The following is a 19,803-nucleotide window of genomic DNA, read 5'->3' on the forward strand; positions in this document are numbered from 1 at the left end:
AGTATCTTGTAGTCATCTTCACGGTTGCTAGCGAGGCTGGCTTTTCATTTCTCCTAATACCTACTCCGATGTCTCTTTTGATTTTCCTTGGACTGATTGTCGCTACTGCTCTCCTTGCCATCAATACCGTTGATAATATCAAAGCAATGCTGACGCCTCAGCCGGTACGTGCCAACAATGGCTAAGTAAGGGTTAATATCTTTTTCTCAACAGCGCCTTCCCAACGGAAGGCGCTGTTGTTTTTAGCCAGCTAGGTCTGATTAATTTCTTGACTATAGCCCATAAAAAAAGCAGCCGTTGGCTGCTTTCTAATTTGAGACGATAAGACGACCTAGCGAATAACTAGCTTACGCATTTCGCTGGTATTATCGGAGGCTATCTTAATATAGTACAAGCCACCTGAAAACTTCGTCAAATCCAACGTTTTGGTATAGCGGTCGTTTAGCTCGCTTAAGTTTTCGCGGTAGATAACCGAGCCAATAACGTTAAGAATTTGGAGTTCTAAACGGCGGCCTTCGAACCCATTGATAGCTACATGGACAATGCCCGTGCTTGGGTTAGGATAAACCAGCATTGATTTATCATCGCTCGCCCGCGGAGCAGCCACGACCCTTTCGGTCACGGGTTGCGCCAGCGCAGCAGGAGCGCTGCTACGTGTTGCCCCTAGGGTTAACACGGTAAGTAAACAAAAAAAATGTAATCGTTTCATCATAGCAATACGCGAGGGTAAAGAAGTGCGCGCAGAATACGGTTCTTAACGTCTGCCGCTTAATTAGGTTTACAAAGGTAGAGAGAATCATTCATTAAATCTCCTGAATATAACTCTTCTTTGGGAAAGTTGACGCTTTTTCCTTGTATTCACTCCGTTATCTACTTCAAGACCTTGCGTAAGTTGGACGTTCTCATTATCGGCGGGGGCCTAGGTGGCCTAACAGCCGCCTTGGACTTAGCGGCGCGCGGCCACCAGGTGGCAGTAGTAGAACGCAAAAAATTCCCGTTTCACAAGGTATGTGGCGAGTACGTCTCGAACGAGGTGCTCCCCTACTTGCAGCGACTTGGCGCCGACCCCGCCGTATTAGCACCAGCACAGCTCACACGCTTCCTGCTTAGCTCACCAGGAGGCCGCACCCTCACGGCCTCGCTCGACCTAGGGGGCTTCGGCGTGAGCCGCTATTCGCTGGATCACTACCTCTACCAGCTTGCGGTAGCGCGCGGGGTACAGTTTCATCAGGCGGCGACCGTGACAGACGTGACATTTGAGGCTGCTGCAGATCAGCACCAGGTGCAATTAGCCGACGGGCACCAGCTTACGGCGCGCGTGGTGCTCGGCGCTTATGGCAAGCGCGCCAACTTAGACCGGCAGCTTCAGCGCACTTTTTTTCAACAACGCTCACCTTACTTAGGAGTGAAATACCACCTGCGGTTAGCCTACCCACGTGATGTGATTGCGCTGCATAACTTCGCCAATGGTTACGCGGGCATCTCTGCTATCGAAGACGACAAGCTTTGCTTCTGTTACCTCACGACGCGGCAAAATCTTAAAGCGCACGGGACCATACCGGCGATGGAAGAGCGAGTGCTAGCTCGTAATCCGCTGCTGCGCCATATTCTGCAAGAAGCAGAGTTTTTGTACACGCAGCCGGAAGTGATAAACGAAATATCCTTCGCGCCAAAGACTTGCGTCGAAAATCACGTGTTGATGTGCGGTGACGCAGCTGGGCTGATCACACCACTCTGCGGCAACGGTATGGCAATGGCCATTCATGGGGCGCAGCTCGTGGCACATCACGCCCACGCCTTTTTGGCGGGCCACCTAGGTCGGGTAGCGATGGAGGCGCATTACCGTCACGACTGGCACCAACAATTTGCCACGCGGCTGCGCGTAGGTCGCTTGGTGCAACGCTTGTTTGGGCAACCGACGCTAAGCGAGGCCGTGGTGGGTGGCTTACGGCACTGGCCAGCTGCCGTACAAGCCATCATGCGGCGCACGCACGGGCAACCATTCTAGCACCAAATTTTACCGGGCCGGCGTTCTGACCACTGCCCAGTTAAATTGCGTATACTGCGATTAATGACCACGTTCCTATGTGCCATCGGCACGGCAACCCCTCCGCACCTCATTCCTCAGCCTCAGATTGCCGACTTTATGGCGGCGGCGCTGCAACTCGACGCACCTGATACGCGCAAGCTGCAAGCCCTGTACCGCGTATCGGGTATTGGTCAGCGCTATTCCGTGCTGCCTGATTACGGACGCACGAATGGCGACTTTACTTTCTTTCCGAACACTCCTGATTTAGAGCCCTTTCCGACGGTCGGCCAACGCATGGGGGTGTACCGGCAGCATGCCTTGCCACTGTCAGTGGCGGCCGTAGAGGACTGCTTGCGCCAAGTGCCAGAGGTTGAGCCGCGCGACATTACGCACCTGATAACCGTAAGCTGCACGGGGATGTATGCACCCGGTCTGGATATCGAGTTGGTGACGACCCTAGGTCTCTCAACAGCAGTACGCCGCACTTGTGTCAACTTTATGGGATGTTATGCGGCATTCAATGCGCTGAAGCTAGCGGATGCTTTCTGCCTAGCCGACCCGACGGCCTGCGTACTGATTGTATGCACAGAACTCTGCACAATCCACTTTCAGAAAAACAATGAGGAGGACCACCTCGTGTCGAACGCGCTATTCGGCGATGGTTCGGCGGCGGCTTTGGTCCGGAGCCGGCCCGTCGCGCAAGGACCTAGCTTGGCACTTGCAGCCTTTCATTGCGAAATAGAACCGGACGGCCACAAGGATATGGCGTGGCACATCAACGACTTCGGCTTTGAAATGACTTTGTCGTCCTACGTGCCGCGCATGATTCAGCGTGGTATTCGGCAATTAACCGATGGCTTGCTGGCAAAGTTGCCCGTGGAGCTGGCTGATATCCGGGCGTTTGCCATTCACCCCGGCGGACGCAAGATCTTGGAAACCATTGAGCAAGAGCTAGGTCTTACTGCTCACGACAACCGTTTTGCCTACCAAGTGCTGCGCGAATACGGGAACATGTCGTCGGCCACCGTGCTGTTTGTTTTGCATGAATTGCTGCAAAGCCTTACTCCCGACAACAACCAAGATCCTGTTCTGAGCTTTGCGTTCGGGCCAGGCCTGACTTTAGAGGCCATGTTGCTGACGGTGGCGTATTGCCAATGCGCGGCAGTAGGCAGCGTAGTGAGTAGCGCAGCAGAACAAGGCTAGTAACACTAATGGATCTTCGTCAGCGCGCCACGGAAGAGGAATTGATGGACAACCTGACCCTAGCTTCTGACGACCTCCGTCAAAACCTAGAGGAGCTTGAGACCATCAATACGTGGCTAGGTGGCTACAAACCAGTTCTACAGGCCTTCAACGCTTTGCGAAAAGCTGGGCTCCAGACAACTCCGCTGCACATAGCAGACCTAGGGTGCGGGGGCGGCGACACACTACGGCGCATTGCGGAGTGGGGCCGACGCCGGGGCGAAAAGCTAGCACTCGTTGGCATTGACGCCAACCCTTTCATGCTAGACTATGCCGCGGCCCGCAGTCGGGAGTACCCCGAAATTCGGTACGAGCAAGCGGATGTGTTTGGCGCCCCCTTTCAGGCGCAGCAGTACGACGTTATTACGGCGAGTTTGTTTTGCCACCACTTTCCCGACGCCCAACTCGTCACGTTCTTGCGCACTTGGCAGCAACAAGCACGCCGCTGCGTGATTATCAACGATCTGCATCGGCACTGGCTAGCATACCACAGCATCAGGTGGCTTACGCGGCTGTTCCGTGGCTCCTACCTAGTGCAGAATGATGCACCGCTCTCCGTAGCACGGGCTTTCACGCGCCACGACTGGCAGCGGCTATTGCAACAAGCCGACATCACAAACTACCGCTTGCGCTGGTGCTGGGCTTTTCGCTGGCAAGTCATCCTATGGAGTGACTAAGTAGCTGACTAATCATTCTCGTACCTTATCGGGCTGTTTTCCTTCCAATACTTCAATACTTAAGTACTCAGCTGAACAGTGCGGCGGCGGTGCGGAAGGTGTTTACGTGAGCTTCAACAATGTCAATGAGCCGCTCGGAGTAGCCGCCGCCCATGCACACCACTACCGGGAGTTGATGCTGGTGGCATAGTTCGAGCACGAACTGGTCACGCTGCTGACAGCCAGCCCGGGTCAGGGCAAGGTGGCCTAGCTTGTCAGTGGCAAGGACATCGACGCCCGCTAGGTAGAAGACAAAATCGGGAGCTACTTCCTCGACTAGGTGAGGCAGTGTATCGCGCAACAAGCCTAGGTACGCTGCATCATCGGTACCGTCGGCCAAGGGCAGATCGAGGTCAGACTGCTCTTTGCGGTGCGGATAGTTGCGGGCGCCGTGCATGGAGAACGTGAATACGCGCGGCTCTTGTTGGAAAATAGCCGCCGTGCCGTTGCCTTGGTGCACATCCAGGTCCACAATCAAAATCTTTTGGATACGCGGTTCGTGCGCCAGCAAGTAATTAGCAGCCGCTGCCTGATCATTGAGCAAGCAAAATCCTTCGCCCCGGTCGGCAAAGGCGTGGTGCGTGCCGCCCGCCACGTTGAGCGCAATGCCGTTGTGCAACGCCCGCCGAGCACATTCAATGGTGCCTCCCAAAATGGTTACTTCCCTAACAAACAACTCCTCCGACCATGGGAAGCCCGTTGCGCGCTCCTCCTGGCGGGTGAGCTGCCCATGTTGCAGTCGGTGGTAGTAATCGGCCGTGTGCGTGCGTAGAATTTCCGCTTCAGGCGGAGGCGCTGGCAGGAAGAAATCAGCTTCCGTCACGATGCCTTCTCGTAGTAATTGCTCGGGCAGCAGTTCGTACTTGAGCATCGGAAAGCGGTGCCCAGCAGGCAGCGGATGAGCGTAGCAAGGCGCCCATGCAATGGAAAGCATAAGTTGTTATGAATAAACTCTTAAGGGCAGTAAAAGCACTAGCCAACCTAGGTACTAAAGAAGCACAGAGCCTCTTTTTACGACGATGTAGGCAGCAATTGGTAGGCCTGAAAACAAAAATAACCGCCAGGCAGGGGCGGTTACTTTCGGACTCCTGGCTTTCTTGTGAGGCGTACTGGGCTCGAACCAGTGACCTCTACCCTGTCAAGGTAGCGCTCTGAACCAACTGAGCTAACACCCCAAAAGCCATCTGGCGGCGGCCGGAAGGCAGTAAAGATATAGGTTTGAACGACATTTAAAACGGCTTTCGCAAAAATATTTCAACTATTTCCGCGGGGAGCTGCCGCAACTTTCTTGGTAGGCGTAAGTATAGCGATACACAAACGCTTTATGTGCTAGCTGATACCACCCGTCGTCTATGAAAAAGCTTCTTCTTTGCTCCGCCCTTTGCTTCGCTACTGCTTCCGTTTGGGCGCAGGAAGGTCCTTCTGGCATTCGCTCCTCTACAGACTACGGCACTGGCACCAACGATTCGCGCAACAACGGCTTCGGGGTGAAAGGGGGCTGGAATCTGTCGGGCGTGCGGGGCGACAACAAAAGCTCGCTCGCCAACCGCGACAACCTCAACAGCTTCCTGGCAGGCATTTACGCACAGTTCGCCCTCAACGATAAGTTCTCCATCCAGCCAGAGTTTTTGTACTCCCGCAAGGGTTATGAGGCCGACCCAGCCAGCGGCGCCCCGGCCACGTACACGCGCAAAACGCAACTAGACTACCTGCAAGTGCCAGTACTATTTGTGTACAACTTCCTCGATAACGTAAGCGTGCACATAGGTCCGCAGGCGGCACTGCTGATCAACGCCAAAAACTCAACCCTAGATACCAGCATCAGCCAAGCCGGTTTTCACAGCCTCGATTACGGCGCCGTTGGGGGCCTCGAAGCGCGAGTGGGGCCCGCCCGCATTGGGGCCCGCTACGACCTAGGCTTAGCTAAAATCCGGAAAGCTTCGGCCATGCCGATGGGCGATAAGCTCTACAACCAAGCCGTGCAGGTGTACCTAGGCCTGGGCTTCTCGCGATAAGTTCATATAAATAGCTGCTTCAGCCGAAAAGGAAGTTTACGTGCGCGTAGGCTTCCTTTTTTAATCTTTACCTAGCATCAGACTCCGCTGCTTTTATGCTTAGTTACCAAGCCCTTAGCGCCAGTACCCAAACCCTAACCGCTATCAACCATAGTCGCGAGCTGCTGCTGGAGCATAGCATGGGGCTGCTAGGCGCGTGGGCCTTGTTGAACCTACTGGTGAGTGGTTTCCTCGTCACCCGCACCGATGCGCGTACGCCCAAACACTATTTCCACCAAATGAACATTGGTTGGAATTTCGTCAACGCAGTGCTGGCCGTGGCGGGTATTCTGCGGGCGCACCCCAACCAAGTTGCTGGCCTCGACCTAGCTACCAGCCTCACCGAGCAGTTCACTACGGAGAAAATTCTGCTGCTCAACGTGGGCCTCGACGTGGCGTATCTAGCCTGTGGCAGCTGGCTCCGAGCTCGTGCAGTTTCTGTGTACCAACGGCCCGAGCGGCTGCTGGGGTTTGGCCAGTCGCTCTGGTTGCAAGGTGGTTTTCTGTTCCTTTTTGATCTAGGCCTTTACGTGCGCTACCATCCGTTTGCTAACGATCTGCTAGGTTTCTTACCCCCTTTGCCGAGCTAGGTTCACCGTCCGTCTGAAACGCAAAGCCCCGCCAGTACTACTAGCGGGGCTTTGCGTTTCAGACGGATGGGCTCGTTCTTACGAACGGGGTGCGTGCTGGCCTTCCAATATTTCTTCTACAATCTTCTTGTTGAAGGCCGGAATATCATCGGGCTTGCGGCTAGTGATCAAGCCTTTATCAACGACTACTTCCTCGTCTACCCAATGGGCACCGGCGTTTTTAAGGTCGGTTTTGAGGCTAGGCCAGCTGGTCATGGTTTTGCCATGTACCAAGCCCGTCTCGATCAGCGTCCAGGGACCGTGGCAGATAGCAGCTACTACTTTGCCCGAGCGCATAAACTCGCTGGCAAAATTCACCACTGATTGTTCTACGCGCAGTTTATCAGGGTTGATCTGGCCGCCGGGCAACACCAGCGCGTCATAGTCGGCGGCGCTTACCTCGTCAATGGTTTTATCGACGTCTACTTTATCGCCCCAGTCGGTCATGTCCCAGCCTTTGATATAACCGCTTTTCAGGGAAATCACGTCGACCTCGGCGCCTTCGTCTTCGAGGTACTTTTTGGGTTTGGTCAGCTCTACTTGCTCAAAGCCGTCGGTAGCGACGATGGCAATCTTTTTTCCTTTCAGTTTATCACTTCCAAAGAGACTCATAACTGTATGTTTTGCAGGTGGTGTGGGTGGTAAAACGGTGACCTAGGTCGCCAAAAAAGCCGAAGCACCTAGGTGCTTCGGCTTTTCTTTAACGCGGCCGAACCGCGACAGTTAGTACATGATTCGGGGTATCACTCGGCGCGTTCGCGCTTCAGTTCTTTCCGCAGGCGGCGCACGCGCTCATCGAAGCCGTCGGGGTCGTAGCTGATTTCCTCCACGTCGAGGTTGTCTAGCAGTTCCATTAGCCGGTCTGAGTGGTCGGTGCGGGTGGCGCTGGCTAGGTTCACAAACGCCATTTCCGACCACAAGAGAGCTTTCAAACGGCTCCCTTCTGCGTTGCGCATCTGCATCTCTACCACAAGGGTGGAGTTATCAAAGTGAATAATCTGGCTGCGAATCAGCACGTTTTCGCCGTGGTTGGCGGGACGCAAGTACGCTAGGTGGTGCTTCGTGACCACCCACCCTGCCCCCGACTGGCTGGCTAGCTGGGTGAGGTTGAGCGCATAATGCGTCAGGACGTGGTCTTCGCGTGCGTTGAGAAAATAATCGAGGTAGCGGGCGTTGTTGAGATGCCCAAACGGGTCGCAATCCTGGAAATGGATGCGGTGCATGGTTTCCGGCGACTGAGGCAAAGCAGGCATAGGCAGAAAAGCTAGGTCGGAAGGTTAATACGCGAATGTAGCAGACCCGTTTGAGCCAAGCTGAACAACGTCCTCTTTTTACTGGCTAGCCTTGTCTCTCTTAACTCTTCTTCTCGGCAGGCGGACCGGTTACTTTCACCTTGTCCTTCTTGCCAATGCCTGACACCACTTCCACGTTAATGCCATCCGATAAACCGGTTTTTACTAGCCGCTTCTGAAACTGCTGCGGTCCGGTCTCTACTTCCACAAACACGCTGTCTTTGTTCAGCTTACCAAATTGCAGCAGGCTTTCTCGTACGGCCAGCACCTGTGTGCGCCGGTCCAGCACAATATCGCCGTTGGCCGAGTAGTTAGCCCGCAGAAACTCACCGGGTTTCAGCTTCACTTTGGCTCGCACCAAAAACTTGATGGCACCATCTTCCAGCACTCCTTTTGGGGCAATGTATTCGAGTGTAGCTGGGAACGTCTGGTTTTCCAAAGCGCCCACGCTCAGGGCGATATCCATGCCTTCACGTACTTTACCAACTTCACTTTCATCAATTTTGCCCTCAAAAATCAGGCTTTGCATGTCGGCGACGGAGGCGATGGTGGTGCCTTCGTTGAAGTTGTTGCGCTCAATCACCGACGAGCCTACTTTCACTGGCACGTCCAGCAGTAGGCCGGTGATGGTGGAGCGCACCAGGTTCAGCGAGCCACCGGTGTTGCGCGACGCGCCTCGCTGGGCAATCTGGAGGTTGCTCTGCGCCGCTTCCAGTTGCTGCTTTTTGGCTTTGTAGTCGGCTGCGTAGCGGTTGTACTCTTGCTGGGCAATGACCTTTTGATCGTAGAGCGCTTGCTGCCGGTCTAGTTCCATTTTGCTTGTCTCCAGCTCGATGCGTGCCGCTTGAATCTGCGTTTGGGCCGTGTTCACGTTGGCGGCGCTAGCTACGGTGCGGATGCGGGCAATCAGTTGGCCTTGTTTCACGGGTTGCCCCGCTTCTACGTACAGCTCTTCCACGATGCCCGACACCTGCGGCTTAATTTCTACCTCGCGGCGGGGCACGATGCTGCCAGTAGCTACCGTTTTCTTCACAATGTCGGTTGTGAAGGGGGCTTCTGTTTCGTACGTCACCGGATCGGTATGTGCCTGCCGGTAAAAGTAATAGCCCAACCACCCAAACCCTGCCAGCACCAGCAGGAGCAAAAGCCCCAGAAAGACTCGTTTCATTGATGTACTATAGTATTCCGAACAGGAACTTGTTAAGATCTTACAGCGGATGGTATCATGCAACCCTTGGCGCTCAGAAGAGAATCATCAATCCATCTGAAGCAGCAACTTACTTCAAAAAACCAAGATTATTCGTCTTTTAAGGCAATAACTGGCTGCACCTGAGCTGCCTTAGCCGCAGGCACTAGCCCCGCCACGGCACCTGCCACCACGAGCAGCGCCACGGCCGTTAGGGCCACACTGACGTCTACCTGCGGGTTGGCGAAAAACCCGATTTCTTGGCCCGCAATCATCGAGTTGATGCCTGCCATCAGCGCCGTGCCGAGCAGCAGACCTAGCATCCCGGCTACGGCCGTAATCACGATGCTTTCCTGCACAATCAGGCTGACGATGCTCCACGGCGTAGCGCCCAGCGCTTTGCGGATGCCAATTTCCTTGGTGCGCTCCTTCACCACGATCAGCATGATGTTGCTCACGCCGATGATACCGGCCAAGATCGTCCCGATGCTCACGAGCCAGCTGAAGCTAGAAATACCAAGGAACAGGCCCTGCACCCGCGCATATTCTTCCTCCACATTGGCCGAGCCAAAAGCCCGCTCATCTGTGGGAGCCACTTTGTGCTGCCGGGCTAGCACCTGCTTCACCTTGATTTCCACTTCTTTGGCCGGTACGCCTACTTTAGGGATAAAGGCAAAGAAGCCGACTTGGTTGGGCTTATTAAAGGTGTTCTGCAACGCCGTAAGCGGAATGTATATCGTTTGGGCATCCTCCTGCGCCTCTTCGGCTTCGCCGCTGCCCTTGAACACGCCCACCACCCGGAAGTAGATTCCCTTGATGCGAATCTCCTGCCCAATGGGGTTTTCGTCGCCGAACAACACTTCTACCACCCGCTCGCCGATGACGGCGATTTTGCGCCGCTCTTTGATATCGGGCTGGTTGATAAAACGACCTTCGGTTAGGTTGACGGGGCGCACGGCCGGAAATGCTGGATACTCGCCCTTCACCGAAAATGTGGAGCTTTTGGTGCCGTATTGGATGGAAAAGTCCCCATCCAGGGTGTTGCGTGGCAGCACCAGCGCCGCCTCGGGCACGCCGCGCTGCAAGGCCACCACGTCATCATTGGTGAATTGCACGAAGCGCCCCACTTTCAGGCCGGCATACGGAATACTGGTGCGCTGCGACCACACAAACACGGCATTCTTGGCTACGTTAAACTGCCGCTCAACACCGTTGCGCAAGCCTTTGCCCGCACCCAGCAACACCACCAGCATGAAAATGCCCCAAAACACGCCAAACGCCGTTAGGCCAGTGCGCAGCTTGTGGCGTCGCACGGTAGCCCAGATCTCCCGCCATTTATCTAGGTCAAACATGGGCAACGATCGAAGTAGAGGCTGAATAAGTAAAGCTAGCTTTCGAGTCCATGGCGTTAGTCAGCTCGGAGGGCTTCGATGGGTTTGATGTTTGCTGCCTTCAGTGCCGGAATCAAGCCGGCAACGGCACCGGCTATTACCAGCAGCACCACGGCCGTAACGGCTACGCTGGGGTTCACCTCAGGCCGGTCGAAATAGGGAAGCTCGGCGCCCGTTTTGTCGATGCCGTAGCGGGCGGCCGCAATGAGCCCCACACTGGCCAGCAGACCTAGGCCACCGGAGAAGCCGGTAATCACAATAGCTTCTTGCAAGATCAGGCTCACAATGCTCCATGGGGTAGCACCTAGGGCCTTGCGTACGCCAATTTCGCGGGTGCGCTCCTGCACAATGATGAGCATGATATTGCTTACGCCTACCACGCCTGCCACCAACGTGAGCACGCCAATAACCGACACAAACAGACGAATACCCGTGAACAGCCCCAGGAAGCGCTTGCGCTGCTCTTCGGTGTTTTCTAGCTGTATGGCCTGGGCATCGTCGGGATTAAAATGGTGCTGACCGGCTAGCAACACGCGCACTTTGTCGGACAGCACTTGCACTGGCACTCCGTCGCGGGTGCTGAGGACTAGCAGCTGCACTTGGTTGTACTGGTTGAACGTAGCTTGAAATGTGCTGAACGGCGTGTAGGCACGTTCCTCGTTGCGGCCGTTGTTTTGGGTGGTGGTGAAAATGCCTACTACCCGAAATGACACGCCGCGCACCTTCACGTACTGCCCAAGAGCATCCTCATCGCCAAATAGTACCTTGCGCACCCGCTCACCTAGGATAATCACCTTCCGACGCTCCAGCAGGTCCAGCGGACTGATTAGGCGGCCGGCAGCTAGCTTTTCGCCGTTGAGGCGGAAGAAATCGGCGTCGGCACCAAACACTTGATAAGAGCCGTTTTTGTCGCCGCGCACAATGGTGTACTCGCCCGTCAGACGGTTGCGTGGGGCCATCAGTTCCACGTCGCCGATCTGCCGGCGGATGGCTTTCATGTCGTCGTTGGTGAGCCGCACTTCGCGGCCGGGCTGTAGGCCCTGCCACGGCAACGAGACTTTCCCTCCGCTTATGAACAAGCTATTGGGGGCACTACCAAAGTTCTTCAGAACGCCATTTTCCAGTCCCTTACCAGCACCTAGCAGCAGCACCAGCATGAAAATACCCCAGAATACCCCGAAGGCCGTCAGGAAGGTGCGCAGCTTGTTGCGGCGCATCGTGCCCAGAATTTCCTGCCATTTATCTAAGTCGAACATCCTCCGTTGAGTAACTAAGCAGCTTCGCTAGAGCAACTGAATAGCTAAGTAAAATTGTTGAATACTACTCAGTTAACCAGTTACCCCGGCGAGGCTACTCATTGACAATAATCCCGTCGCGCATGCGAATGAGGCGCTGGGTTTGGTCAGCAATGTCGGTTTCGTGGGTCACGATGACCACGGTCATGCCCTGCCGGTTCACGTCCTTGAAGATATCCATTACCTCCTGCGTGGTTTGGGTGTCGAGGGCGCCGGTAGGTTCGTCGGCCAAGATGAGCTTGGGCTGACTGATGAGGGCACGGGCAATGGCCACCCGTTGCTTCTGCCCGCCCGACAACTCGCTGGGCAAGTGGTCGGCCCGCTCGCGTAGACCCACGCGGTCGAGGTATTCTAGGGCTAACCGATTCCGTTCGCGCCGACTCACTTTCTGGTAATAGAGCGGCAGCGCCACGTTTTCCATGGCATTCTTGAAGCTCAGCAGGTTAAACGACTGGAAAACAAACCCAAGAAACTTGTTGCGGTAATGGGCCGCCCTAGCTTGCGAAAGGTTGCGGTCGATGCGGGTGCCGGCTAGGTCGTAGGTGCCCGCGTCAAAATCATCCAGAATGCCAAGGATGTTGAGCAAGGTACTTTTGCCCGAGCCCGAGGAACCCATGATGCTTACTAGCTCGCCTTCGCGCACGTGCATATCAATTCCTTTGAGCACTGGTAACTTGCTGGCGCCTACCGCATAGCTTTTGCGAATACCTTCCAGCTTAATCATAGAAGAACAAGAGAAATCAAGGAACTAGTTTTTAGCGACAGGCTCATTTCTTCAAATCTAGACGATAATTCTACTTTCTAGTAGCAATTGCTTACCAATTTATTGTCTATTACCTGTTTCACTAAAACAACAAACCCGTCGGGGCAGCTACGCTAGGTGGCTGCCCCGACGGGTGTAGGCAAGAAAGCTAGTTAGTTACCCGCTTTGCGAGCTTGCATTTGAGCCTGCATTTGCCGCTTTTTGGCGACGTACTGCTTGTACTGGGTGGGGGTGAGAGCCGCTTTCAACTGGGCTTCGGAAGAGGCATTGATGCGACGTAGCTCGGTCATGAGGGCGGTTTGGTTGCTGCCGTATTGCTGGCGCGCGCCATTTACCTGCTCGACGGTGCCGTTCAGGATAGCACGCACTTTGGTTTGTTGGGCAGACGTCAAATTCAACTCGTCCGTCATCACATCGGTTAGGTCGCGGGCGGCGGTGGGCGCCACAGCAGGCGCCGGGGCCGGCGCAACCGCTACCGACGTGCGCGCTTCCGGAATGTCGGCTCGGCGACGGCGGGCACAGCCAAAGGTGAGGGAGGTGAGCAAGGCTAGGAACAGGAGAGAGCGGCTACCAGACATAGATGAGCAAAAGGTGAGTGTGCCCCCTGCATACGTGAAAAATTCGGGTATGGCTATAAAGGCCCCACGGAAGCGAGGGCACACCTCCAAACGCTGATGCACCAAATCTTATCATCCGTATTAGTACGGAAAACAGTTCGGCTACTTACTACTCGCCTCATCGTGCCTAACGAAATGACCGTAAGTGGCTTTGGCCCTGCGCCAACCCACACAACCTTTTCCACCTCCTCCGTTACCTGCACCCAGTATGAAACGACTCTTTTTACCCTTGCTCATCGGCTTTACCAGCCTAGGTCTGCTGGCTAGCTGCGACGACGACACCAACCTGCCCGATACCCCTATTTCGTTGGGTGTACCGCTAGCCCAAGTGGCTACTTCCACCGTGCAGTGGACGGGTGTGGGCGTGTCTAAGGAAGGCCGCATTTTCGCCAACTTCCCCCGCATGGAAACCGACACCATCCCCTACTCGGTGGCGGAGGTGAGCGGCAACCAAGCCACGCCATTCCCTAATGCCGAATGGAACACGTGGAATTCTTCATTGCCCGCACAGAACCGCTTTGTGTGCGTGCAAAGCGTAATTGTTGACGACCAGAATTTCTTGTGGGTGCTCGACGCGGCTTCGCCTCAAATGCGCGGTGTGGTGCAAAATGGCGCCAAGCTGCTCAAGTTCGACATCGGCACCAAGCAGCTTGTACAACGCATCGACTTCCCCCAGACGGTGGTGTACCCTGCTAGCTACCTCAACGACGTGCGAGTAGACACGCAGAAGAAGTTTGCCTACATCACCGACTCTAATCTTGGTGCCATCATCGTAGTGAACCTAGCGACGGGCGAGAGCCGCCGCTTATTGGGCAACCATCCCTCAACTAAGTCAGAGAACTTGATTATCACGGTAGAAGGCCGCGTGTGGCGCAACCAGTCGGGAGAGCTACCTTCCATCGACTCTGATGGGCTAGCGCTTTCGCCCGACCGCAACTATATCTACTACCACGCTCTCACCGGTCGTACGCTCTACCGCATTGGCACGCAGTACTTGCAAGATGCTACGCTGCCCGGTCCGCAACTTGCCCAGAAGGTGGAGAACCTAGGTCAGACGGAGCCAACCGACGGAATGGAGTTCGACCCCGCCGGTAACCTGTATTTGACGACCATTCAACTAAATGCCGTGACGCGCATCACGCCCAACAACCAGACGCAGATTGTATCGCAAAGCACTCAGCTGAAGTGGCCTGATAGCTACGCCGTGGGTTCCGATGGGTTCCTTTACGTGACGACTTCGCAGTTGCACATCCCCCGCTCGCAGCGCACTGAGCCGTACCGGATTTTCAAATTCAAGCCGTAGCGCTCCTTTATCGCCTAAAACAAGAAGGCCATGCCGAGCTTAGCTCAGCATGGCCTTCTTGTTTTAGGCGATTTATCTAGCCAATCGGCGGCAGGCTAGCCTCTAGGCGGGAGCGTAGACGTTCGTGCTGCTGGGGCAGCATCAGGTGGGTACCTAGCTCAGCCAGCGGTTCATCGACGGTGAAGCCGGGATTCTCGGTGGCAATTTCGAAGAGCACCCCGCCCGGTTCGCGGAAATACACGGAGTGGAAATAATCACGGTCGATCTGCGGGGTAGGCTGCATGCCCTTCTCGATCAGCTTCTTGCGGAAGTACAGCTCGGCCTCGTCATCTTTTACGCGGAAGGCAATGTGGTGCACCGAGCCGCCAGCCGTTACGCTGCGTGCTTCGCCGGGCACTTCCACCAAGTCGATGTACGCCGCGCCCTGCACGGTGTCGGTCACGTAGCGGTAGCGGTTCACATGGCTTTCCAGCAGCGTGTAGCCAAATACGTCGGTCAGGATTTCGGCGGTGGCCTTGATGCTTGCTAGGGTGAGCGTGACGGTGTGGAAGCCTTTGGTAGCAACATCGGCGCCCACTTCGGCGGTCGTCCAGGGCGTGCGCGTATCCTCCGTTTTCGACACGATGAGTTCTAGCTTTAAGCCGTCGGGGTCGAGGAAGGTAAGGTACTGCTCCCCAAATTTCTCGCTGGGCTTGTTGTAGGTCACGCCGTGCGCCTCGAAGCGCTTCATCCAGAAATCGAAGCTACCGGCAGGAACCGAGTAGCCTATCTCCGTGGCCTGGCCGGTGCCGCGGCGGCCGGGCGTGATGTGCTCCCACGGGAAAAAGGTGAGAATGGTGCCGGCCGAGCCGGTTTCGTCGCCAAAGTAAAAGTGATAGGTGCCGGGGTCGTCGAAGTTGACGGTCTTTTTCACGAAGCGCAACCCGAGCACCTTGGTGTAAAAATCGTAGTTGCGCTGGGCGTTGCCGGCAATGGCCGTCACGTGGTGGAGGCCGAGGATGCGAGGTTCCATAAGGAGCAAGTGGATTGGAGAAGAATCGGGTGAATAGAGCGGGAGGGCTAGGTACGGTAGCGAGGAGACTTGAGCGTTGGGCGCCGAGCCGCGTAGGCGGGAAGTTTTCAACGCTCTTCCATCGCTTACCAAATGGCCGTGCTTAACTCATAAAGATCAGTTTATTAGCTAAGTCTATTTCCTCCTGGGTGATGGTGTGGCCCATGTTCGGGTAGATCTTTTCCGTGACGTGGGCACCTAGCTTGGTAAGCAGCGCCGTGGAGGCCCGCACACGCTCTACGGGCACGTGAAAATCTGGGTCGCTGGTGCCGATAAAGATGGGCGTGCCCTCAAAGTTGCCCGAGTAGTTGGCTTCTAGTAGCTGGTCGCCAATCAGGCCGCCTGTGAAAGCGACTACGCCACCGTAGCGCGTGGCATGCCGGGCCACATATTCCAGCGTGAGGCAAGCGCCCTGCGAAAAGCCCATGAAGTAGATGTTCTCTTTGCCGATGCCGTTGCGCTCGGCTTCGGCTACTGCGCGCTCCACGGCGGCTAACGCATCGGAGAGCCACGGTTCGTTTTGGGCGGGCGGCGCCAGAAAAGACTGCGGGTACCAGGTGTGCTGGCTAGCCTGGGGGGCAAGTAAGGCATACGAACTGACGTGCAGGTGGCGGCCCAACGAGAGAATATCGGCGGCGCTGCCGCCCCGGCCGTGCAGCGTAATCAGGGCCTTCGAGGCCGTGCCGAGCGGCTGCCCGGCGGTGCGAATGGGTTCTTGGTGCATACAACCAAAACAAAAAAGTCCTGCTAACGAAGTACAAAGGACGACTTTATCTTTCTCTCTAACGATGGCAGAATGCTGCATTCCGAGGTAGAAATCGGGGCTATTACCACCTAGCCCGTACTTGAATGCCGAAAATGCTACCGAAGACGCCCGATGAAATATACCTCCGATTGCAGGATTCAACTATGGAACTGCAGCGCTAGGGCCAAGACCTTTGAGCGACCCGATAACCCTTCGTTTTATGGACGTTAACTTGTTCTCGCCTCTCCAAATTCGCAGCCTAGCCCTCAAAAACCGGCTGGTGATGTCGCCCATGCAGCAGTATCGCAGCACCGACGGCTTGGCGGGGCCATGGCACTTGGTGCACCTAGGTAGCCGCGCCGTGGGTGGGATGGGGTTGGTTATTACGGAAGCAACTGCGGTAGCGCCCGAAGGCCGAAACACGCTCTTCGATACTGGCTTGTGGAACGAGGCTCAAGTAGCGGCCTGGAAACCCATTGTGGAGTTTGTGCAGGCGCAAGGCGCCAAAATTGCCGTGCAGCTCTGGCACGCGGGCGGCAAGGGTAGCCACGCCCACCCGGCCGCGGGCTTTCACTATTTGCCACCGGCCGACGGCGGCTGGGTGACGAAAAGCGCCTCGGCGGTTTCGCTCGACCGGCAACACACAGCCCAGCAACTGACGGCGGCGGAAATAGCTAGCTTAGTCTCCGAGTTTGCTGCAAGCGCGCGGCGGGCTGTGCAGGCCGGCTTCGACGCTATTGAGCTGCACGCCGGGCATGGCTACCTGTTCCATCAGTTCTACTCGGCTTTAGTCAACCAACGCCAGGATGACTACGGTGGCAGCTTCGAAAACCGCGTTCGGCTACTGCTCGAAACTGTGGATGCTATCCGGGCGGTTATTCCCACCGAAATGCCGTTGCTCGTTCGCCTCTCCTCCGTCGACTTCTCCGAGGAAGAAGACGCCTGGAGCCTAGCTGACTCCGTGCACCTAGTCACCTTGTTGCAGCAGCACGGCGTCGACGTTGTCACGGCGTCGGCAGGCGGCTTCAGCGCGCCTGACAAAACGAAAGTGGTGCCGCTTTACCAGGTACCTTACGCTGAGCAGATCAAGGCAGCCACGGGCGTGCTCACGGGTGCCGTGGGGCTTATCACCACGCCCGAGCAGGCCAACACCATCATTAGCAGCGGGCAAGCCGACCTGGTGATGCTGGCCCGCGAGCTGCTGCGTGACCCTTACTTTCCTTTGCACGCGGCGGCAACTCTGCACCTCAGTGTGCCCGCGCCGGAGCCCTACCTCCGCGCTTTCCCACCCGCGGGTCGGTCGTAGTTTCTTTGCCGTAAGCGCCTTACGACTGAATGCGTAACTCCAATACACAGCCGCCTGTATCCCTTCCGCTACTTGCTAGCTTGCGCAAGCTGTTTGTCAGCACCCGATCAGCGAGGTACTAGGGCGACTCAGGCTACCATGAGGTTGGGCTCGGGGAAGCGGTACTGAACGCGGGCCTGCTCCCGGAAGTGCGAAAACGTAACCCCCGTGCAGCGCTTAAAGAGCTTGCTAAAATGTGCCACATCGTCGAAACCAAGTTGGTAGGCCACTTGCTTCAGCGAGGCGTCGGTGTGACCTGCTAAGCGCTGGGCTTCCAGCATAATGCGCCGCCGGATATGGTCGCTGGCCGGCTGGCCGGTTTCCTGCCGTACCCTAACGCTCAGGTGGTTTGGCGTCACGCGCAGCTGATGAGCGTACTCGGCCACCGATTTCCACCGGGTATAATTCGCTTCCAACAACTGCTGAAACCGCCCCAACAAACCCGACGGTACCGGCGAGCTAGCCCCACCGAACTGCTGCTGGCGCAGGCGGGCGCAGTGGAGCAGCAGCGTTTTGAGGTAGGCGCGCAGCAGGTCATCGCGCAACAACGAAACGCCAGCGGCTTGCCGCTTCATGCTGGCCAGCAAACAGCCTAGCTCGGCGGCTTGGTCGCGCGGTACTTGCACGGGCCCCTCCCCGGCCGGGCCGCGAAACAGCCGAAACAGCAACAGGTCCCGGTCGTGGTCGGCTAAGTCGGCAAACTCATCGGTGAAGCGCAGCACTTGCCCTTCGGTCCACTCGGGGGCTGCGCTCCAGGCGGGTTGCCCTGGGGCCACAAAATACAACTCGGCAGCACCTAGCTTTTCGGCCGCCGCGCCGCCTGCCTGCAATGTTTCTTCTACGAACACCACCGCGTAGTGGGGCCACTGCGCCCCGGCCGCCGACGGACCACCGGCTTGCTGGCGCACCCAGGTCAAGGAGCTCAGGTCGAACGATGGGGCCTCGCTGCGTTGAAAATTCAGGGCCGTTCTCATGCGTTGGCCAAGGCTAGGGCGGCAAGCTGCCGGCGGTAGTCAGAAGGTGTAGCTTGGTAGTACTTCTTGAACAGCTTGTTCAGGTGGCACACATCTGTGAAAGCTAGCTCGTCCGCAATTTGCGACACTGTGAGGGTGCTCAGTTGCAAGCGAGCCTCTACTAGCTTCAGCTTATAACGCACGATGTACTGGTGTAACGACTCCCCGGTTTGCTGCTTAAACAACGCGCTCAAGTGGCTAGGCGAATAAGCAAATTCCGCCGCCAGTCGCTCTACCCGCAGGCAGTCGGGCTCCGTGATGTGCCGCCGAATGTAAGCAAGCAGACGCTGAATAAACCTAGCTGCGTACGAGGATGCCTGATGCTCTGGCGCTGCATAGCCAGCCAAACGGCGCCCCACGAAACTAAGTACCGCGCCCATCAGCGACTCGGCCAGCGTGTCGTTGAAGGGCTTGCCGCTGTTATCCGCTTCGGCAAACAGGATGGCGAGCAGCGCATCTAGCTGCTGCTGCTCAACGGCACTCAGCTGCAAGTTGCCGACCAGCCCCAGCGACGCGTGCAACGTGGAGTCGCGCAGCTGCTGCCAAGCGCCCGTATGAATGCCGGTGGCTGTGAGTTTAGCAAGGTAGTCTTCCGTGAACCGGAGCACGGCAAAGCGCGTGGGTTCTTTAATGGTAAAGGAGTAGGCGTCGGCGGGACCTAGCAGAAATAGGTTGTGGGCCCGGTAAGCGAGGTGCTGCTCATTAACGCTGTACTCGCCATACCCACTGCGGATACGAATGATTTCGAAGTAGTTGCGCGAAGGCCGAAGGTTGGTCCAGGCGGTTGCTTCAAACTCTTCCAGCACCAAAGGTTCGTGTTGGATGTGGCATTTCATAGGTGTAGCATCGCCGTTGGTTCAGCGAGAGAGTAACCAATCGAGTGCCAGTGAATTATCGGCTTTCTTTTTCAGCTTCAAATACAGGCAACACGCTGTATATAAGTATATTACTCACTCACTCACCTAACTTTGATTTGTAATTCCCCCTCCAACATAGTAGAGCCTCCAATATATGGTAGGTATTTTTGGAGCCTCCATTGTGCATCAACTCGTCTTGTGTCGTGACTGCCGCCCTCACCGCAGAGGGCCTGAAATAGCGGTTTCTCTCGTCGCTAGATTGCCTTATTACCTCC

The 19,803-nt window shown here is 56.2% G+C and carries 20 protein-coding genes and 1 tRNA gene; 7 read left to right on the forward strand and 14 right to left on the reverse strand.

The window, feature by feature from the left end; translation table 11 throughout:
* Positions 1 to 331: 331 nt before the first annotated feature.
* Positions 332 to 712: a T9SS type A sorting domain-containing protein gene (locus tag BXP70_RS00735; RefSeq protein WP_086592103.1), complete on the reverse strand. Its 381-nt coding sequence runs from the start codon at positions 710 to 712 to the stop codon at positions 332 to 334.
* 171 nt (positions 713 to 883) lie between these two features.
* Here BXP70_RS00735 and BXP70_RS00740 point away from each other — a divergent pair, with 171 nt between their 5' ends.
* From BXP70_RS00740 to BXP70_RS00750, 3 genes are all read left to right on the forward strand, one after another.
* Entirely contained in the window at positions 884 to 2,008 is a 1,125-nt protein-coding gene (locus BXP70_RS00740; protein ID WP_317044436.1) for an NAD(P)/FAD-dependent oxidoreductase, read from the forward strand.
* A gap of 63 nt (positions 2,009 to 2,071) precedes the next feature.
* A complete protein-coding gene (locus BXP70_RS00745; RefSeq protein ID WP_086592104.1) occupies positions 2,072 to 3,232 on the forward strand; it encodes a type III polyketide synthase in 1,161 nt (386 codons plus the stop codon).
* 8 nt (positions 3,233 to 3,240) lie between these two features.
* Complete coding sequence (locus BXP70_RS00750; protein WP_245849404.1) at positions 3,241 to 3,948, forward strand: methyltransferase domain-containing protein; 708 nt, start codon at positions 3,241 to 3,243, stop codon at positions 3,946 to 3,948.
* A 67-nt stretch (positions 3,949 to 4,015) separates the two neighbouring features.
* Here BXP70_RS00750 and BXP70_RS00755 read toward each other — a convergent pair whose 3' ends face one another.
* Complete coding sequence (locus BXP70_RS00755) at positions 4,016 to 4,921, reverse strand: histone deacetylase family protein (RefSeq protein WP_086592105.1); 906 nt, start codon at positions 4,919 to 4,921, stop codon at positions 4,016 to 4,018.
* A 166-nt stretch (positions 4,922 to 5,087) separates the two neighbouring features.
* Positions 5,088 to 5,162 (reverse strand) — tRNA-Val (locus BXP70_RS00760).
* A gap of 177 nt (positions 5,163 to 5,339) precedes the next feature.
* On the opposite strand from BXP70_RS00760, the gene BXP70_RS00765 reads away from it, so the two are divergent.
* Positions 5,340 to 6,002: a porin family protein gene (locus BXP70_RS00765; RefSeq protein ID WP_086592106.1), complete on the forward strand. Its 663-nt coding sequence runs from the start codon at positions 5,340 to 5,342 to the stop codon at positions 6,000 to 6,002.
* A 95-nt stretch (positions 6,003 to 6,097) separates the two neighbouring features.
* On the forward strand, positions 6,098 to 6,631 hold the full coding sequence (locus tag BXP70_RS00770; protein WP_086592107.1) for a DUF6992 family protein: 534 nt from the start codon (positions 6,098 to 6,100) through the stop codon (positions 6,629 to 6,631).
* 78 nt (positions 6,632 to 6,709) lie between these two features.
* Here BXP70_RS00770 and BXP70_RS00775 read toward each other — a convergent pair whose 3' ends face one another.
* The 7 genes from BXP70_RS00775 to BXP70_RS00805 form a co-directional block, all read right to left on the reverse strand.
* Complete coding sequence (locus tag BXP70_RS00775; protein WP_086592108.1) at positions 6,710 to 7,282, reverse strand: type 1 glutamine amidotransferase domain-containing protein; 573 nt, start codon at positions 7,280 to 7,282, stop codon at positions 6,710 to 6,712.
* Positions 7,283 to 7,413: 131 nt separating this feature from the next.
* A complete protein-coding gene (locus BXP70_RS00780; protein ID WP_086592109.1) occupies positions 7,414 to 7,923 on the reverse strand; it encodes an acyl-CoA thioesterase in 510 nt (169 codons plus the stop codon).
* A 100-nt stretch (positions 7,924 to 8,023) separates the two neighbouring features.
* Entirely contained in the window at positions 8,024 to 9,130 is a 1,107-nt protein-coding gene (locus tag BXP70_RS00785; RefSeq protein WP_086592110.1) for an efflux RND transporter periplasmic adaptor subunit, read from the reverse strand.
* Between the two features lie 128 nt (positions 9,131 to 9,258).
* On the reverse strand, positions 9,259 to 10,500 hold the full coding sequence (locus tag BXP70_RS00790) for an ABC transporter permease (protein ID WP_086592111.1): 1,242 nt from the start codon (positions 10,498 to 10,500) through the stop codon (positions 9,259 to 9,261).
* A gap of 56 nt (positions 10,501 to 10,556) precedes the next feature.
* Positions 10,557 to 11,795: an ABC transporter permease gene (locus tag BXP70_RS00795; RefSeq protein WP_086592112.1), complete on the reverse strand. Its 1,239-nt coding sequence runs from the start codon at positions 11,793 to 11,795 to the stop codon at positions 10,557 to 10,559.
* Between the two features lie 94 nt (positions 11,796 to 11,889).
* On the reverse strand, positions 11,890 to 12,558 hold the full coding sequence (locus BXP70_RS00800) for an ABC transporter ATP-binding protein (protein WP_086592113.1): 669 nt from the start codon (positions 12,556 to 12,558) through the stop codon (positions 11,890 to 11,892).
* A 191-nt stretch (positions 12,559 to 12,749) separates the two neighbouring features.
* Positions 12,750 to 13,175, reverse strand: coding sequence for a hypothetical protein (locus tag BXP70_RS00805; protein ID WP_086592114.1), 426 nt, complete (start codon positions 13,173 to 13,175; stop codon positions 12,750 to 12,752).
* A gap of 247 nt (positions 13,176 to 13,422) precedes the next feature.
* Between BXP70_RS00805 and BXP70_RS00810 the strand changes: the two genes are divergently transcribed.
* Positions 13,423 to 14,517, forward strand: a complete 1,095-nt coding sequence (locus BXP70_RS00810; RefSeq protein WP_086592115.1) for an L-dopachrome tautomerase-related protein — start codon at positions 13,423 to 13,425, stop codon at positions 14,515 to 14,517.
* A 76-nt stretch (positions 14,518 to 14,593) separates the two neighbouring features.
* Here BXP70_RS00810 and BXP70_RS00815 read toward each other — a convergent pair whose 3' ends face one another.
* On the reverse strand, positions 14,594 to 15,529 hold the full coding sequence (locus tag BXP70_RS00815) for a ring-cleaving dioxygenase (RefSeq protein WP_086592116.1): 936 nt from the start codon (positions 15,527 to 15,529) through the stop codon (positions 14,594 to 14,596).
* 142 nt (positions 15,530 to 15,671) lie between these two features.
* Positions 15,672 to 16,292, reverse strand: coding sequence for an alpha/beta hydrolase (locus BXP70_RS00820; RefSeq protein WP_086592117.1), 621 nt, complete (start codon positions 16,290 to 16,292; stop codon positions 15,672 to 15,674).
* Between the two features lie 241 nt (positions 16,293 to 16,533).
* Here BXP70_RS00820 and BXP70_RS00825 point away from each other — a divergent pair, with 241 nt between their 5' ends.
* Entirely contained in the window at positions 16,534 to 17,619 is a 1,086-nt protein-coding gene (locus BXP70_RS00825) for an NADH:flavin oxidoreductase/NADH oxidase (protein WP_086592118.1), read from the forward strand.
* 128 nt (positions 17,620 to 17,747) lie between these two features.
* Here the strand turns inward: BXP70_RS00825 and BXP70_RS00830 are convergent, their stop codons facing one another.
* Complete coding sequence (locus BXP70_RS00830; RefSeq protein ID WP_086592119.1) at positions 17,748 to 18,632, reverse strand: helix-turn-helix domain-containing protein; 885 nt, start codon at positions 18,630 to 18,632, stop codon at positions 17,748 to 17,750.
* Positions 18,629 to 19,507 carry an AraC family transcriptional regulator gene (locus BXP70_RS00835; protein WP_086592120.1) on the reverse strand — a complete coding sequence of 293 codons (879 nt, stop codon included), beginning with the start codon at positions 19,505 to 19,507 and terminating at the stop codon, positions 18,629 to 18,631. The genes BXP70_RS00830 and BXP70_RS00835 overlap by 4 nt, the downstream gene beginning before the upstream one ends.
* Positions 19,508 to 19,803: the final 296 nt, after the last annotated feature.

The organism is Hymenobacter crusticola (assembly GCF_002154225.1).
In the GTDB taxonomy this organism is placed as follows: domain Bacteria; phylum Bacteroidota; class Bacteroidia; order Cytophagales; family Hymenobacteraceae; genus Hymenobacter; species Hymenobacter crusticola.

Coding starts and splice junctions, on each gene's coding strand:
- BXP70_RS00735 (WP_086592103.1), bottom strand. CDS start 712: ATGATGAAACGATTACATTTTTTTTGTTTACTTACCGTGTTAACCCTA.
- BXP70_RS00745 (WP_086592104.1), top strand. CDS start 2,072: ATGACCACGTTCCTATGTGCCATCGGCACGGCAACCCCTCCGCACCTC.
- BXP70_RS00750 (WP_245849404.1), top strand. CDS start 3,241: ATGGATCTTCGTCAGCGCGCCACGGAAGAGGAATTGATGGACAACCTG.
- BXP70_RS00755 (WP_086592105.1), bottom strand. CDS start 4,921: ATGCTTTCCATTGCATGGGCGCCTTGCTACGCTCATCCGCTGCCTGCT.
- BXP70_RS00765 (WP_086592106.1), top strand. CDS start 5,340: ATGAAAAAGCTTCTTCTTTGCTCCGCCCTTTGCTTCGCTACTGCTTCC.
- BXP70_RS00770 (WP_086592107.1), top strand. CDS start 6,098: ATGCTTAGTTACCAAGCCCTTAGCGCCAGTACCCAAACCCTAACCGCT.
- BXP70_RS00775 (WP_086592108.1), bottom strand. CDS start 7,282: ATGAGTCTCTTTGGAAGTGATAAACTGAAAGGAAAAAAGATTGCCATC.
- BXP70_RS00780 (WP_086592109.1), bottom strand. CDS start 7,923: ATGCCTGCTTTGCCTCAGTCGCCGGAAACCATGCACCGCATCCATTTC.
- BXP70_RS00785 (WP_086592110.1), bottom strand. CDS start 9,130: ATGAAACGAGTCTTTCTGGGGCTTTTGCTCCTGCTGGTGCTGGCAGGG.
- BXP70_RS00790 (WP_086592111.1), bottom strand. CDS start 10,500: ATGTTTGACCTAGATAAATGGCGGGAGATCTGGGCTACCGTGCGACGC.
- BXP70_RS00795 (WP_086592112.1), bottom strand. CDS start 11,795: ATGTTCGACTTAGATAAATGGCAGGAAATTCTGGGCACGATGCGCCGC.
- BXP70_RS00800 (WP_086592113.1), bottom strand. CDS start 12,558: ATGATTAAGCTGGAAGGTATTCGCAAAAGCTATGCGGTAGGCGCCAGC.
- BXP70_RS00805 (WP_086592114.1), bottom strand. CDS start 13,175: ATGTCTGGTAGCCGCTCTCTCCTGTTCCTAGCCTTGCTCACCTCCCTC.
- BXP70_RS00810 (WP_086592115.1), top strand. CDS start 13,423: ATGAAACGACTCTTTTTACCCTTGCTCATCGGCTTTACCAGCCTAGGT.
- BXP70_RS00815 (WP_086592116.1), bottom strand. CDS start 15,529: ATGGAACCTCGCATCCTCGGCCTCCACCACGTGACGGCCATTGCCGGC.
- BXP70_RS00820 (WP_086592117.1), bottom strand. CDS start 16,292: ATGCACCAAGAACCCATTCGCACCGCCGGGCAGCCGCTCGGCACGGCC.
- BXP70_RS00825 (WP_086592118.1), top strand. CDS start 16,534: ATGGACGTTAACTTGTTCTCGCCTCTCCAAATTCGCAGCCTAGCCCTC.
- BXP70_RS00830 (WP_086592119.1), bottom strand. CDS start 18,632: ATGAGAACGGCCCTGAATTTTCAACGCAGCGAGGCCCCATCGTTCGAC.
- BXP70_RS00835 (WP_086592120.1), bottom strand. CDS start 19,507: ATGAAATGCCACATCCAACACGAACCTTTGGTGCTGGAAGAGTTTGAA.